Annotated in this window: 15 protein-coding genes; 5 read left to right on the top strand and 10 right to left on the bottom strand. The window is 69.3% G+C overall.

The genetic code is table 11. From position 1 onward, the window contains the following. Positions 1–85: 85 nt before the first annotated feature. Positions 86–1,267: an acyl-CoA dehydrogenase family protein gene (locus ACFVM3_RS04190; protein ID WP_378435712.1), complete on the top strand. Its 1,182-nt coding sequence runs from the start codon at positions 86–88 to the stop codon at positions 1,265–1,267. A gap of 62 nt (positions 1,268–1,329) precedes the next feature. On the opposite strand, the gene ACFVM3_RS04185 is transcribed toward ACFVM3_RS04190, so the two are convergent. Then, positions 1,330–2,430, bottom strand: a complete 1,101-nt coding sequence (locus ACFVM3_RS04185) for a nucleotide disphospho-sugar-binding domain-containing protein (RefSeq protein ID WP_378435395.1) — start codon at positions 2,428–2,430, stop codon at positions 1,330–1,332. A 302-nt stretch (positions 2,431–2,732) separates the two neighbouring features. Here ACFVM3_RS04185 and ACFVM3_RS04180 point away from each other — a divergent pair, with 302 nt between their 5' ends. Then, on the top strand, positions 2,733–4,307 hold the full coding sequence (locus ACFVM3_RS04180) for a 4-hydroxyphenylacetate 3-hydroxylase N-terminal domain-containing protein (protein ID WP_378435393.1): 1,575 nt from the start codon (positions 2,733–2,735) through the stop codon (positions 4,305–4,307). Positions 4,308–4,397: 90 nt separating this feature from the next. Further along, a complete protein-coding gene (locus tag ACFVM3_RS04175; RefSeq protein ID WP_378435391.1) occupies positions 4,398–4,682 on the top strand; it encodes a phosphopantetheine-binding protein in 285 nt (94 codons plus the stop codon). Between the two features lie 273 nt (positions 4,683–4,955). Here ACFVM3_RS04175 and ACFVM3_RS04170 read toward each other — a convergent pair whose 3' ends face one another. Together ACFVM3_RS04170 and ACFVM3_RS04165 are read right to left on the bottom strand one after the other, a co-directional pair. Then, on the bottom strand, positions 4,956–5,372 hold the full coding sequence (locus ACFVM3_RS04170; RefSeq protein WP_378435389.1) for an SgcJ/EcaC family oxidoreductase: 417 nt from the start codon (positions 5,370–5,372) through the stop codon (positions 4,956–4,958). 28 nt (positions 5,373–5,400) lie between these two features. Then, positions 5,401–6,582 (bottom strand): acyl-CoA dehydrogenase family protein, encoded by a 1,182-nt coding sequence (locus ACFVM3_RS04165; RefSeq protein WP_378435710.1) that lies wholly within the window; start codon positions 6,580–6,582, stop codon positions 5,401–5,403. A 212-nt stretch (positions 6,583–6,794) separates the two neighbouring features. Between ACFVM3_RS04165 and aroF the strand changes: the two genes are divergently transcribed. Further along, the gene (aroF, locus tag ACFVM3_RS04160) at positions 6,795–7,844 is read left to right on the top strand and encodes a 3-deoxy-7-phosphoheptulonate synthase (protein WP_378435708.1); all 1,050 of its coding nucleotides are present in this window, start codon (positions 6,795–6,797) and stop codon (positions 7,842–7,844) included. A gap of 1 nt (position 7,845) precedes the next feature. On the opposite strand, the gene ACFVM3_RS04155 is transcribed toward aroF, so the two are convergent. From ACFVM3_RS04155 to ACFVM3_RS04140, 4 genes are read right to left on the bottom strand one after another with little or no spacing between them, the layout of a single operon-like run. Continuing rightward, positions 7,846–9,105 carry an MFS transporter gene (locus ACFVM3_RS04155; protein ID WP_378435387.1) on the bottom strand — a complete coding sequence of 420 codons (1,260 nt, stop codon included), beginning with the start codon at positions 9,103–9,105 and terminating at the stop codon, positions 7,846–7,848. Continuing rightward, positions 9,102–9,449, bottom strand: coding sequence for a VOC family protein (locus ACFVM3_RS04150; protein ID WP_378435385.1), 348 nt, complete (start codon positions 9,447–9,449; stop codon positions 9,102–9,104). The genes ACFVM3_RS04155 and ACFVM3_RS04150 overlap by 4 nt, the downstream gene beginning before the upstream one ends. Further along, positions 9,446–9,607, bottom strand: a complete 162-nt coding sequence (locus ACFVM3_RS04145; RefSeq protein ID WP_340686929.1) for a CopG family transcriptional regulator — start codon at positions 9,605–9,607, stop codon at positions 9,446–9,448. Before ACFVM3_RS04145 ends, ACFVM3_RS04150 begins: the two co-directional genes overlap by 4 nt. A 9-nt stretch (positions 9,608–9,616) precedes the next feature. Then, positions 9,617–10,777, bottom strand: a complete 1,161-nt coding sequence (locus tag ACFVM3_RS04140; RefSeq protein WP_378435383.1) for an MFS transporter — start codon at positions 10,775–10,777, stop codon at positions 9,617–9,619. A 77-nt stretch (positions 10,778–10,854) separates the two neighbouring features. On the opposite strand from ACFVM3_RS04140, the gene ACFVM3_RS04135 reads away from it, so the two are divergent. After that, the gene (locus ACFVM3_RS04135) at positions 10,855–11,412 is read left to right on the top strand and encodes a helix-turn-helix domain-containing protein (RefSeq protein WP_378435381.1); all 558 of its coding nucleotides are present in this window, start codon (positions 10,855–10,857) and stop codon (positions 11,410–11,412) included. Between the two features lie 2 nt (positions 11,413–11,414). Here ACFVM3_RS04135 and ACFVM3_RS04130 read toward each other — a convergent pair whose 3' ends face one another. From ACFVM3_RS04130 to ACFVM3_RS04120, 3 genes are read right to left on the bottom strand one after another with little or no spacing between them, the layout of a single operon-like run. Further along, the gene (locus ACFVM3_RS04130; RefSeq protein WP_126736854.1) at positions 11,415–11,822 is read right to left on the bottom strand and encodes a VOC family protein; all 408 of its coding nucleotides are present in this window, start codon (positions 11,820–11,822) and stop codon (positions 11,415–11,417) included. Positions 11,823–11,847: 25 nt separating this feature from the next. After that, complete coding sequence (locus ACFVM3_RS04125; RefSeq protein WP_378435379.1) at positions 11,848–13,215, bottom strand: pyridoxal phosphate-dependent decarboxylase family protein; 1,368 nt, start codon at positions 13,213–13,215, stop codon at positions 11,848–11,850. 30 nt (positions 13,216–13,245) lie between these two features. Then, positions 13,246–13,719: a DUF6463 family protein gene (locus ACFVM3_RS04120; RefSeq protein WP_378435377.1), complete on the bottom strand. Its 474-nt coding sequence runs from the start codon at positions 13,717–13,719 to the stop codon at positions 13,246–13,248. Between the last annotated feature and the right edge of the window lie 264 nt (positions 13,720–13,983).

Here is a 13,983-nt window from a genome sequence, read left to right as displayed (position 1 = left end):
CCCGCATGGGCATTCGAGAGGACGCGGCCCGGTCCGGGACCGTGGGATGGTCGGCGACGTCCCTTACCCGTGTCAGGAGGACATGATGCCGACCACCGACATACCGACGCGTGAGCAGCTGGTTCGCCAGGCCGCCGAGGTGGCGCCGGTATTGCGCGCGAACGCCGCCGAAGCCGAGGAAACCCGCCGGATACCGGAAGAGTCCATCGAGGCACTCGCCGACGCGGGGGTCTTCAAGCTGCGTACGCCGGTCCGTTACGGCGGCTACGAGGTGGACACGAAGACACTGGCGGACGTGGCCACCGAGCTCGGCGGCGCGGACGGTTCGACCTCGTGGGTCGCCTCCGTCTACTGGATTCCCACCTGGATGACCTGTCTGTTCCCCGACCACGTCCAGGACGAGGTGTTCTCCACCCCGGACGTCCGGGTGTGCGGCACGCTGAGCCCTGGTGGGATGGCCAAGCCCGTCGACGGCGGCGTCGTCGTCAACGGCAAGTGGGGCTTCATCAGCGGGGCGCTGCACAGCCACTGGCAGGAGATCATCGCGATCCTGGTCCCCGACGACGGCGAGCCGTACCCGATCATGGCGCTGGTCCCGATGTCCGACCTGGTGGTCGTCGACGACTGGCACACCGCGGGGTTGAAGGCGACCGGAAGTGTCACGACGGTCGCGCAGGACCTGTTCGTCCCGCAGGACCGGATCCTGCCGCTGCCCGCGGTGCTCGAAGGGCAGAGCGCGTCCAAGCTGAACGCGGGGAGTCCGATCTACCGGGCGCCGCTGCTCCCGGTGGCGTCCGCGTCCGCGGTCGGCACCGCGATCGGCCTCGCGAAGGGCGCGAAGGACAGCTTCCTGAGCCGGCTGCCCGACCGGAAGATCACGTACACGGGCTACGAAAGCCAGCGAGAAGCCCCGCTCACGCACCACCAGGTCGCCGAAGCGGCGCTGAAGCTCGATGCCGCGGAATTCCACGCGTGGCGGCTGACGAACCTCGTCGACACCAAGTCGGCGGAAAACACGCCGTGGAAGCTCGGAGAACGCGCACAGGTTCGCGCCGACGTCGGCGCGATCGTCCGGCTCGCCAAGGAATCCATCGACATCTTCCAGTCGGCGAGCGGCGGTTCGTCCATCTACCTCGACGTGCCGATCCAGCGGATCGCGCGGGACATCCAGGCGATCAGCCTGCACGCGCTGATGAACCCGAACACCAACAACGAGCTGTACGGCCGGGTGCTGTGCGGCCTCGAACCGGACACGCTCTACATCTGACCGAGCCGTCCGAACGCGAGAGCCCTGGCCGGGTTTCCACCACGGCCAGGGCTCTTCTCCGCTCAGGACGCGAGACGGGCCAGCAAGGGGACGACGTCCGCGGGGCGGAGCTGGGCGAACATCTCCCCGGCGACCTCGGTGGCGGCCTCCGTGTACCGGGGCACCGCCAGCAGTTCGCCGCAGTGCTCACCGATCGCGGCCGGGGTGAAGTCGGCCAGTGGCAGGCAGATCCCGGCACCCGCCCGGACCACCGCCGCCGCGTTGTCGAACTGGTCGTCGAACGTGGGCAGCACGAGCTGGGGCAGGCTGGCCGCCAGCGCGGTCAGCGTCGTGCCCTGGCCGCCGTGGTGGACCACCAGATCACACGTCCGCAGGACCTCGGACAGCGGAAGCCTGCCCACATGGCGGACGGCCTTGGGCAGCGGAGGCCAGCCCGCCGCGACCTTCTCGTCCACGGCGACCACGATCTCCATGTTCATCCTGGCCAGCGTCTCCAGTACCGGCACCACCAGCTCATAGGCGTCGTCCAGGTACAACTGGGGCAGCACGGTACCGAAGGTGACGCACACCCGCGGCCGGTCCGCCGGGCGCAACGCCCAGATCGGCACCCGCCCGTCACCGTTGTAGTCGACGTTGCACATGCTCCGATGGCCGTCGGAGTAGGACAGGCGCAGGCTCGGCGGCCACGGGTTGAGCACCGCCGAGGCGGTCGGCAGGTCACCCAGTTCGGCGGCCGCCGACGCGCGGTACTCGCCGAGTTCCGCGACGGCCCAGTGCAGTTCCACGACCGGGATCCCGCGCGCGGCGGCGGTCACCGGGCCGGCGTGCTCCGCCCGTTCGCTCACGACCACGTCCGGCCGCCACGAGTCCATCACCGCCGCCATACCCGGCAGGGCCCGCGCGGCGACGCGGGCGAACCCTTTCCCATGCGCGTAGCGCCGCTCCGCGAGTTCGTGTCCCTTGGCCAGGACGAACGCCTCGTCCAGCCCGTCGGCCGCCGGACCGCACGCCACGACCGGCAGACCCGACCGCGCCACCGTCGGGACGAAGTTCTCCGCGGTGGTGACGAGCACTTCGTGGCCGGCGAGCCGGCACGCCCAGGCCAGCGGGACCATCGGGAAGAAGTGCCCCGACAACGGAATGGTCGAGAACAGGACCCGCATTATTTCCGCTCCAGCCGGTCAGGGGCACGGCGATCGTCGATTGCACCGCTCACAGCGATCTCCTTCTGATCTGAGGGGCGGCTTCGGAATCAGTGCAGCCGCATTGAGCAGGCTCGGAAGAATTGACTGAGCAATTCCAGTCTATGGCCGGGGAAACATTCCCGTACTCCTCGATTGCCCGCGCGGTCGCGTCTCCGCGAGCGAAGCCGCATCGGAGAAGGTGCCGCCGCGGTCCGCCCGGTGAAATGCTGACCGGAGAGGAATCCACGTGCGTGCTGTCGGGCAGGAATGAGGAAGAACTCGTGACGGGCGACCAGGACACCCCCGCAGGAACGCGGCCGCTGACCGGCGGCGAATACATCGAAAGCCTGCGTGACGATCGCGAAATCTACCTTTACGGTGACCGCGTCAAGGATGTGACCACCCATCCGGCGTTCCACAACCCCATCCGGATGACGGCGCGGCTCTACGACGCCCTCCACGACCCCAAGACCAAGGACGTGCTCACCACTTCGACCGACACCGGCGGTGGCGGCTACACCCACCGGTTCTTCACCACGTCGCGCAGCGTCGAAGACCTTGTCGCGGACCAGAAGGCCATCGCGCAGTGGGCACGGATGAGTTATGGCTGGATGGGCCGGAGCCCCGACTACAAGGCCGCCTTCCTCGGCACGCTGGGGGCCAACGCCGAGTTCTACGCGCCGTTCGAGGACAACGCCCGGCGCTGGTACCGGGAATCCCAGGAGAAGGTCCTGTACTGGAACCACGCGATCGTCCATCCCCCGGTCGACCGCGACCGGCCGCCGGACGAGGTCGCGGACGTGTTCATCAGGGTGGAGAAGGAGACCGACTCCGGTCTGCTGGTCAGCGGGGCGAAGGTCGTCGCGACCGGGTCCGCGCTCACCCATTACAACTTCATCGCGCATTACGGGCTGCCGATCAAGAAACGGGAATTCGCGCTGGTCGCCACGGTGCCGATGGGCGCGCCGGGGGTCAAGCTGATCTGCCGCCCGTCCTATTCGGCGACCGCCGCGGTCATGGGCAGCCCGTTCGACTATCCGCTTTCCTCCCGGCTGGACGAGAACGACACCATTCTCGTGCTGGACAAGGTCCTCATCCCGTGGGAGAACGTGTTCATCTACGGTGATCTCGGCAAGGTGCAGATGTTCACCGGCCGCTCGGGTTTCGTCGAGCGGTTCACCTTCCACGGCTGCACCCGCCTCGCCGTGAAACTCGAGTTCATCGCCGGGCTGCTGGCCAAGGCGCTGGAGATGACCGGCACCCAGGACTTCCGTGGCGTGCAGAGCAGGCTCGGCGAGGTGCTGGCCTGGCGCAATCTGTTCTGGGCGCTTTCCGACGCGTCCGCGCGGAACCCGATCGAATGGAACAACGGCGCGCTGCTGCCCAATCCGCAGTACGGGCTCGCCTACCGGTGGTTCATGCAGATCGGCTATCCCCGGATCAAGGAGATCATCGAGCAGGACGTGGCCAGCGGGCTGATCTACGTCAACTCCAGCGCGGAGGACTTCAAGAACCCGGCGATCCGGCCGTATCTCGACAAATACGTCCGTGGCTCGGGCGGCGCCACCGCCGTCGAGCGGGTGAAACTGATGAAGCTGCTGTGGGATGCCATCGGCACCGAATTCGGCGGGCGACACGAACTGTACGAGCGGAACTACTCCGGCAACCACGAGAACACCCGCGTGGAGCTGCTGTTCTCGCAGATGGCGGGCGGCGAACTCGACGGCTACAAGAGGTTCGCCGACGAATGCCTCGGCGAGTACGACCTCGACGGCTGGACCGTGCCGGACCTCGCCTCGTACCCGGATTTGACCGCGCTCCGGAACGACCTGCTCGGCGGTGACCTCGCGGCCTGACCGCGAGCGGGACCGCAAACGTGGAGACGTGACGGTCGGCTGTTCGCCGGGATCATGGATCCGAGAACCGGCGAGCAGGAGGATTCCACCATGACCAACGACGAGCGGCGTGCCGACCTGTCCACCGCGGCCGAGCACATCAAGGAGATCTGGAAGGACGTCCTCAACGTCCGGGAAATCCCCGCCGGCGCCACCTTCTTCGAGCTGCGGGGCCAGTCGATCTCGGCGGTCCGGATCGCGGCGCGGATCGAGGACGAGCTCGGCGTCCAGATCGACATGGGCGGTTTGTTCGAGGACCCCGACCTCGCCACCTTCACCAGGGACGTGGTGACGAAGCTGGCGGCCTCGACGACCCCGGAGAGCCGCACGGCCTGACGCCGTCGCACGATCCGCCTGTCGGGCCGGCACGCTCACCTCCCCGGTGACGTGACCGGCCCTTTCGGCGTCTCCTGCCGCCACCGCCGTTCGAGAGCGTCCCGAAAGCCACTTTCGGGACATCGGAAGTCGCGAAAGTGGCTTTCGCGACACGCCCGGCAGGCCGCCCCTCCAGTCGTGCCCCCGACGTTCCACAAAGGACAGACACCGAAGAGGCCTGCCTCCGGTGGGAGACAGGCCTCTTCGGACATCGCCGCCCTCGGGCGGCGGGACTCACTTGTCGCGCGGGGTGTTCTGGTACGCGGCGAGCCGCCACTCGCCGTCCTGGCGGGCGACGGTCCACGAAGCGCGGATCGCGTTGTGGTCGGCGACCTCGGACTCTCCCTTGTACAGCACGCCGCCCTGGGTCAACAGCACCGCGGAGTCCGCCGAAAGGAAGCGAAGGCTGACGGGCTTCCCGGTCACCTGCGTGCCCTTGTAGTTGGTGGCGTAGGCGTCCTTGAGGAACGCCCGGATCTCTTCGCGCCCGTCGGCGAAGCTGCCGGCGAGGATCATCGTGCCGTCCTCGGTGAAGACGTCGGCGAACGCGTCCGCGTCGTGGTAGGCCCAGGCGGCGATGACCTTCTGGGTGAGGGCCGCGATGGCCGCCTTGTCCGCGTCGGTGACCTTGGCGGTTTCGGTGGTCGTCATGACTTTCCTTCCTGGAGGTCTCGGGGCGTCAGATGTAGAGGGTGTTCGGCTCGAGCCCGCACAGCACGCGCCCGTACAGCTCGTTGTTGGTGTCGGGGTGCATGAGCGCGTGGAGGTTGACCGCTTGGATGTCGCGGACGATGCGCTGGATCGGGACGTCGGCGAAGATCGACGACCCGCCGCTGGCGTTGGCGAAGATGTCGATGGCTTCCTTGCTCAGCTTCACCGTCGCGCCCATGTCGGCACGCGCCTGGGCGCGCTCGTCGAGTTTCCACGGCGTGCCGTCGGCCGCCTTCCCGTCGACGAGCGAAGTCAGCCGGGTCGCGTGGAACTCGGCCTCGTCCAGCTTCAGCGTCGCGTCGGCGACCTGGTGGTGTGTCAGCGGTGCCTCACGCTGGCTTTCGTAGGCGGTGTAAGTGATCTTGCGGTTCGGCAGGCGCTTGAGGAACAGCTCCTTCGCGGCCCGGCCGAGGCCGAGGACGCTGCCGACCGACGACGCCGCGGCGACCGGGAGCAGGGGCGCGCGGAAGATCTCCAGCCCGGCGTTGGCCGTCGAGGAGTACTGCCCCTGCAGGACCGACGGCAGGCTGATGATCCGCTCGCTCGGGATGAACAGGTCCTTGGCGACCGTGCTGACACTGCCGGTGCCGCGCAGGCCGGTGGTGTTCCAGTCGTCGACGATCAGCAGATCCGTCAGCGGGACGACTCCCATGACCGGGTACGGCTCCGCGCCTTCCTCGACGAGGACCGCGATGACGACCTGCCAGTGGGCGTGCCGCGCGCCGCTGATGAAGCCCCACTTGCCGTTGACGACGATGCCGCCCTCGGCGGGGCCGGCGATCGCCGTCGGGCTGAGCGTCCCGCACACCCGGATGTCGGGGCGGGAGAAGACCTCGTCCTGTACCGCGTCCGGGAAGAGCCCGGTCATCCAGCTGGTGATCCAGCTGACCGCGGTCGTCCAGGCGGGCGAGGCGTCGGCACGGCCCAGCTCCGCGGCGACCTCGACGATGGTCCGGGTGTCCGCTTCGTACCCGCCGTACCGCTTGGGAACCCGCAGCCGGAAGAGACCGGCCTCGGTGATCGCCTCGATCGACTCGTCGTGCAGCCGCCGGTTCTCCTCCGTCCAGGCCGCGTGCTTCCGCAGCGTCGGAACCAGATCGGTGGCCCGCTGGACGAGCTGTTCGCGAGTCGGGTTCTCGGTGTTCGACACCATTTCCTCCTAGCCGTGGAACCGGGTGGGCTGGCAGCGGGAGGACACCGGTCCTCGCGTGAACCTGTTCCGACGATCCCAGCCGGGCACCGGCCGTGACGTCTCTCCGATTGCGGCAGGTTTAAGGACGTGAGGTGCCGGGCGGCGCGGCGACGATGAGCCTGCCGGGAGGGACTTCAGGCTCGCCCGCCGACCTAGAGGAGATCGTGGATATGGTCATCGTGATGACGCCGGACGCCACCGACGAAGAGGTGTGGGCGATCGTCGACCAGGTGGAATCCGTCGGTGGAAGCGCCTTCGTCAGCCGTGGGGTGAGCAGGACGATCGTCGGGCTGATCGGCGATGTCGACCTGTTCGAAACACTGAACCTCAGCGGGCGCCCCGGCGTCGCACGGGTGACGCGGATTTCCGCGAAGTACAAGCTGGTCAGCCGCGAACACCGCCCGGAGGGCCGATCGACGGTCGTGGTCGGCGGGGTGTCGATCGGGCCGGACACCACGACACTGGTCGCCGGGCCGTGCGCGGTGGAGACACCGGAGCAGACCCTCGAAGCGGCGCTGATGGCCAAGAGAGCGGGCGCCACCCTTCTCCGCGGCGGCGCCTTCAAACCCAGGACGTCGCCGTACGCGTTCCAGGGGCTGGGTGAACTCGGGCTCCGGATCCTGGCCGATGTCCGAACCGAGACCGGGCTCCCGGTGGTCACCGAGGTGGTGGCACCGCACGACGTCGACATGGTCGCCGAATACGCCGACATGCTGCAGATCGGCACCCGGAACATGCAGAACTTCGGGCTGCTTCAGGCGGCGGGCCGGGCCGGGAAACCGGTGCTGCTCAAACGCGGGATGAACTCCACCATCGAGGAATGGCTGATGGCGGCCGAGTACATCGCGCAACGCGGCTGTCTCGACATCGTGCTGTGCGAGCGCGGGATCCGGACGTTCGAGACCTCGACCCGCAACACGCTCGACGTCTCGGCGGTGCCGGTGGTCCAGCGTCTTTCGCATCTGCCGGTGATGATCGACCCGTCGCATTCCGGCGGCCGTCGCGATCTCGTGCTGCCGCTGAGCCGGGCCGCGATCGCGGTGGGCGCCGACGGTGTGCTCGTGGACGTGCACCCGCGTCCGGAGGAGGCGCTCTGCGACGGGCCGCAGGCGCTGGTGACCGAGGATCTGCGGGAACTCTCGCAGGCACTCGACGCGCTGGGCACGCTGATGGGCAGGCGGTCGATGGTCGGACCGTGGCGGCATCTCCGGGCCAGCTGATTCATTCCCGGCGCGCCGCGGCGTAGGCGGCGGCCGCCAGCGAGGCAGCGAAAAGCGTGTACGAGGCGAGCAAACCGGTGCCGGAGGAGCTCAAGGCGCCTCCGACCGCCCTGCCGAGCAGCTGCCCGACGCATTCCGCGGTGATGACGGCGGTCGCCAGTTCCGCGGCGGTGAAACCGCTCGAACCCGCGGTCGTTGCTCTGATGTACAGGCCGGGATAGGCGAGTCCGACGCCGATCCCGGCGACGGCCCAGGCGGCGAGAGCCGTGGCGAACGAACCGCCGAAGGCGAGGACGGCGGTGCCGAGTGCGGTCATACCCAAGCCCACGACGGGAAAGCGCGCGGTAGTGAACTTGGCGGCCACCAGGCTCGTCACCGCCCAGCCGAGCGGGGCGGCGCTCAACACGATCGCCGCCTGCCCGAGGCTCACCCCGAACCCGCTCGTCAGGAGCACGGTGATGAGACTGTCCGCGCCGAAATAGCCGGTGGCGAACAGCACCATCGCGCCGAGCGCGGCGGGGGTTCCCGGCCGGAGCCGCGCGGTGCCCGGCGGCAGGATCGCGATCGTCCCGGCGACGGTGATCGCCGCCCCGGCGAGCGCGAGCGGCCAGAAGCCCGCGCTGAACACGACGAGTGCCGCTCCCAGCGGTACCGTCAGCGTCTTCGCGAGCGGCCGCTGTCCGTCCTCTGTGGACGGTTCGCCGCGGGCGGCGCGCACGACCAGCAACCGTCCGAAAAGGACGAACGGAACCGGGAGCAGCAGGGTCCACCGCCAGCCGACGAGATGTTCCAGTCCCAGGGTCGCGGCCGGGCCGACCAGTGCGGGCACGATCCACATCGCCGACGACGCCGCGACCACGCGGATCCGCAGCCGGTCGTCGAGATGCCGGATCGCCGAGCTGATCCCGAAAATCGCCAGCAGGCCACTGGCGAGCCCGGCGGAGAACTGGCCGAGGGCGAACATCCACGCCGTCCGTGCCGTCGCGGCCAGGACCAGACCGCCGAGGTAGGCGCCCATCCCGGCGGCGAGCGTCCCGCGCGGGCCCAGCCTGCCGAGAACCCGGCTCGCCAGGGGAAGCGCGACGAACAGCCCCAGCGTCGAGCCGGCGACCAGGAGCCCGAGGTCGTTCCTCGCGTCGAGCTCGGCGGCGACGATCGGCAGCAGGCTGGACGCGACGAAACCGGTGACGGCCGCCGCGAACTCGAGCGCGACGATGCCGACCGCGAGGAACAGCGGACCCGCGCGCCGGGTCTCGGTCACGTGTAGAGGTCGCGGTCGTACAGGTTGAGCTGCACCCAGACGCCGTCCGGGTCCTGGACGCGCAGCGAGTGACCGAATCCTTCGTCCATCGGCGGCCCCGGTTCGAATCCGGCCACTCGCAGGCGTTCCGCGACGTCCTCCAACGGTTCTTCGACCTCGAAGGCCAGCTCACAGCGGCCCACGTCGTCGCCGGAAGCCCGGTGGACGGCCAGCATCCCGCCCGCGGCGGGCATCTCGACCCAGCCGCCGGGGCGTGACACCGGCCCGACGCGGAGGCCGAGCGTCTCGTAGAACCGCGTCATCGCCTCGACGTCCGCGCTGTAGCGGATCGGCATGACTTTCATCGCTCACGTTCCTCACTGGTCCGCCGCAGGTACTCCTCCAGCACCCGTTCGACGAACGACGAGAGCGACTCGTCGGCGTCGACGGACGCGTGCTTCACCCGCTTGATGAGGTCGTTCGGCAGATAGACGTTGAATTGCCGCTTGGCGACCTGGGACATGCTCGCATGCTAGCAAGTGAGCATGCGATCACGCGAGCGATCGAGGAGCACCAGCGGGATGGTGGCCAGCGCCAGCGCCGCCCCGATCCACGGGATCGCGGTCAGCGCGGCCCCCAGGTTCAGTGCCCCGGCGGCGAAAGCCGGAGTGAGACTGATGCCCAGCTGGAAGGCCGAGACCGTGGTCGCGCCGGCGAGGGTCGGGGCGGAGCCCGCGATGGTGAAGACCCGCCCGTAGAGCGCCGGATTGAGCACGAAGGCCGCGACACCCAGCAGGAACACCGTCGGCACGACCACCAAGGCGGAAGTGGCGAAAAGCGCGAGCAGCGCCGAAAAGACCGCGATGCCGGCGGCGCCGCCCAGCAGCGCGTGATGCGGCAGGCGGTCCGAGATCCGGCCGCCGAGCGACAGTCCGGCGAAGGCGCCGATCCCGAACAGCGCGAGGACCGCGGGGATCCAGATCGCGGGCACGACGCCTTCGAGCATCGCCGCCAGGTAGTTGAAGGACAGCATGTACGCGGCCGTGCTCAGGATGGTGATCGCGTAGACACCCCAGAGGCGCGGCGTCCGCATGGCGCGCAGCTCACCCGAAAGGGTCGGGGCGGCGGAGGTGGTGGCGGGCAGGCCGACGGCACAGGCGACCACGCCAAGGACGGTGAGCGCGACGACTCCCCAGAAGCCGCCGGTCCAGTCGGTGAGGTTGCTCAGCAGGGTGCCCGCCGGTCCCCCGGCCACCATGGCGACGCTGAGCCCGGCGACGACGACCCCCGAAGCGCGGGCGTTGCGGTCGGGTGTCACGAGGCTGATCGCGGTCACGGCGGCGACGGCGAAGAAACCCGCGTAGGCGAGACCGGCGATGAACCTGGTGATCAGGAGGATCCAGTAGTCGTCCGCGAGCAGTCCGATCGCGATGGCGGCGGCGAAGGCGGCCTGCGTCGCCATCAAGGCCGTACGCCGCGGCCATTTCAGGCTCAGCACGGCGAACGGCGGGCCGCCGAGGACGACGCCGAGGGCGAACGCGGTGATGAGGGCGCCCGCGGACGACAGGGAGACGCCGAGATCGTCGGCGGCCGCGGGCAGGACCCCGGCCATCAGGAACTCGGCGCTCCCCATCGCGAACAGGCTGAAAGCCAGGAGGTAGACCCCGGCTGGAAGGCGTTTCGTCTCGATCATGCGGCCAGCATCGGGAGCTTCTGGCTGTTTCGGCAAAGAACGTTGCCGGAACCGGGACGAGATGCTGTGCTGGCGGCATGGAGAGCCAACCCACCGTCACCGCGGCGATCGAACAGATCGCGCCCCGGCTGCGCCGCGCCCGGGAGAAGAAGGGCACCACGCTGGTGGAACTCAGCCGGGCCACCGGCATCTCCACCAGCACCCTGTCCCGGCTCGAATCCGGGCAGCGCAAACCGAGTCTCGAACTGCTGCTGCCGGTCATCGCCGCGCTGGGCCTGCGCGTCGACGAGATCGTCTCCTCACCGAGAGTGCTCGAAGCGCCCGCGGACGGGCGTGTCCTCATCCCGCTCACCCGGCACGAGGACGGGCCCCGCGCCTACAAGATGACGATCCCGGCGAGCGACGCCGAACCCCACCCGCGATCACATGGCGGACGCGAATGGCTCTACGTGCTGCGGGGCAGGCTCCGGCTCGTGCTCGGCGACCAGGACGTCGTGCTCGGCGCGGGCGAGGCCGCCGAGTTCGACTGCCGGACGCCGCACTGGTTCGGCGCCACCGGCCGCGGGCGGGTCGAGGTGCTCAGCCTCTTCGGCGAACAGGGCGAACGGGTCCACGTCCGCGCCCGCACCCGGTGAGCTCAGACGCGCTGCTGGATACGGATCAGGTTGCCCGACGGGTCGCGGACGGCGCCGTCACGCAGGCCGTACGGCTGGTCGGTTGGCTCCTGGATGACCTCGGCCCCCGACTCCTGCAGGTGCTTGAAGAGACCGTCGAGATCGTCGGAGGAGAACAGGATGCCCGCGTAGGTGCCCTTGGCCATCATCTCGCCGATGACGCGGCGTTCGTCCTCGGTGATACCCGGGTCGACGGCGGGCGGGTGCAGCACGATCGACACCGGCTGCCCCGGCGGGCCGACGGTGATCCAGCGCATGCCGTCGTAGCCGACGTCGTTGCGCACCTCGAAACCGAGGAGGTCGCGGTAGAAGGCGAGAGCGGCGTCGGGGTCGGTCTGCGGGAGGAAGCTCCCGTGAATGGCGATGTCCATGACGGTCACGCTAGGTGAGACCGGTTCACGACGCTTCTCGATTCCTGATCGCTCTCCGGATGGCTTCGACACTGCGATCGACGTCCGCCTCGGTGGTGCTCCAGTTGGACACGGAGACGCGCATCAGGCGCATGCCGTGCCAGGTGGTCGCGCCCATCCAGCACTCGCCGGAACGCTGAAGGGCCTCGACGATCCGGTCCGTGTCGTCGCCGAAGCCGACGAGCACCTGGTTCAGCACCACGTCGTTCACGACGGTGACGCCTTCGCACGCTTCCAGTTTCTCGGCGAACCTCCTGGCCAGCGCGCAGCACCGTTCGATCATCTCGGCGATCCCGGAACGGCCGAGTTCGCTGAGCGCCGCCCATGTCGCGAACCCCCGCGCCCGGCGGGAAGATTCCGGCACGAAGTCGCTCGGCGCCCGCATCCCGCCCTCGCCCTGGCCGGTCAGGTACGCGGCGGTGAGCGCCATCGAGGCCCGGTGCGACTCGGGATGCGCGCAGAAGGCGTACCCGCAGTCGTAGGGGACGTTGAGCCACTTGTGCCCGTCGACTGCCCAGGAGTCGGCCTTTTCCAGCCCCTCGGTCAGCCGTTTGAGCGCGGGGGCGGCGGCCGCCCAGAGCCCGAAAGCGCCGTCGACATGCACCCACGCTCCGTGCCGGTGGGCGATCTCCGTCGCGGCGGCGAAATCGTCGAACGCGCCGGTGTTCACGTTCCCCGCCTGGAGGCAAACGATTGCGGGTCCGTCGAGCGTCCGTTCGAGATCGGCGATGTCGATGGCACCCTGGCCGTCCGCGCGGACCGGCCGGACGGCGTCGGTGCCGAGGCCGAGCAAGCGGAGGGACCGGTCGATCGTCGCGTGCCGCTCCTCACTGGCGACGACCGGCAGCGGCGGCGCCCCGTGCAGCCCGCGGCGCTCGACGTCCCACCCGGCCCGCGCCAGGACGTGATGCCGGGCGGCGGCGAGGCCGACCGTGTTCGCGCCCTGCCCGCCGGTCACGAAACCGAACGAGGCGCCGGACGGCAGGCCGAGGACGTCCTTGAGCCATTCGCCCGCCACCTCCTCGACGATCGCGGCGGCGGGCGAGGTGATCTTGTTGAACGCGGGCTGATCCCAGCCGATCGCCAGCATGTCCGCCGCCGTCGCGGCGTCGAGCGCTCCACCGGTGACGAAACCGAAGTACCTCGGGCCGGTGTTCGCCACCAGTGCCGGCTCGACGGCGTCCGCCAGCCGCCGGATCACGTCGGCGGGCGGGGCGGGTTTCTCGGGCAGGTCACCGAGTTTCTCCCGGACCCCCGTCGTGTCGTCGGGGAAGACCGGGACGTCGGCGACGTTTTCGCGGTAGCGGGTGACACGGGCGGCGACGTCGGCGAGCAGATCACGGAACTCGGTCATCCGACCGCCTCTTTCCCTTGTCGCGGCGCGTTATTCGCTCATGATTCCACGACCGCGGCCGTGCGGGTTCTTCCCGAACCACGCGCCTGCCAGGAACAGGGCGCCGATGACCAGCAGGATGATCGTCCCGCCGTCGAAACCACCCAGCATTCCGAGCAGGACCGCCCACGCGACGACGCCGGAGCCCAGCCAGCCGGGCACGCGTCCGCCGCGCCGGGTCTGCCGGAGCACCAGCCCGCCGAGCAGAAGCAACGGCACCCCGAAACTGCCGGGGCTGAGCCAGAACGCCTCGGCCATCGGAAGCCGGTCGGGTGAAGGGTCCAGCGTGACCGTGTTGAAGAATCCTTCGTCGAAGATCCGCGCCCACACCTCCTGGCGCATCGTGGCGGCGACCACGGTGTGGAAGAGGCCGCCGCCCAGCGCGAGGATCCCGCCCCAGGTGGCAGGGTCGCGCCACCGGACGCGGGTGGTGGTCGCTTCGGTCGTCTTGTCGATTGTCGTCATGCGCACCAGGCTGCTCGCCGGCCCGACGGGAATCCTCGGCCTGAGGTCGCCGGTACCTCCACCGAAATGATGAGATCGGCTGCGGAGCCCCGGCCGTGGTCGTGTCGTCCGTCCAGTCACGCGTGTCGTCCGCCGGATCACGCGTGTCGTCCGTCCAGCCACGAGACCTGAGCCCTTTCGGTACCGACGCCTCTTCCTGTGCTGCTGGCGAAGTGTCCCGCCAGACGTTGCGAAAGCCACTTTCGCAACCTTCAACCCTCACGC

The sequence above is a fragment of the Amycolatopsis sp. NPDC057786 genome, from assembly GCF_042797905.1.
Classification (GTDB): domain Bacteria; phylum Actinomycetota; class Actinomycetes; order Mycobacteriales; family Pseudonocardiaceae; genus Amycolatopsis.
This window is presented reverse-complemented; position numbering and strand designations above follow the sequence as displayed.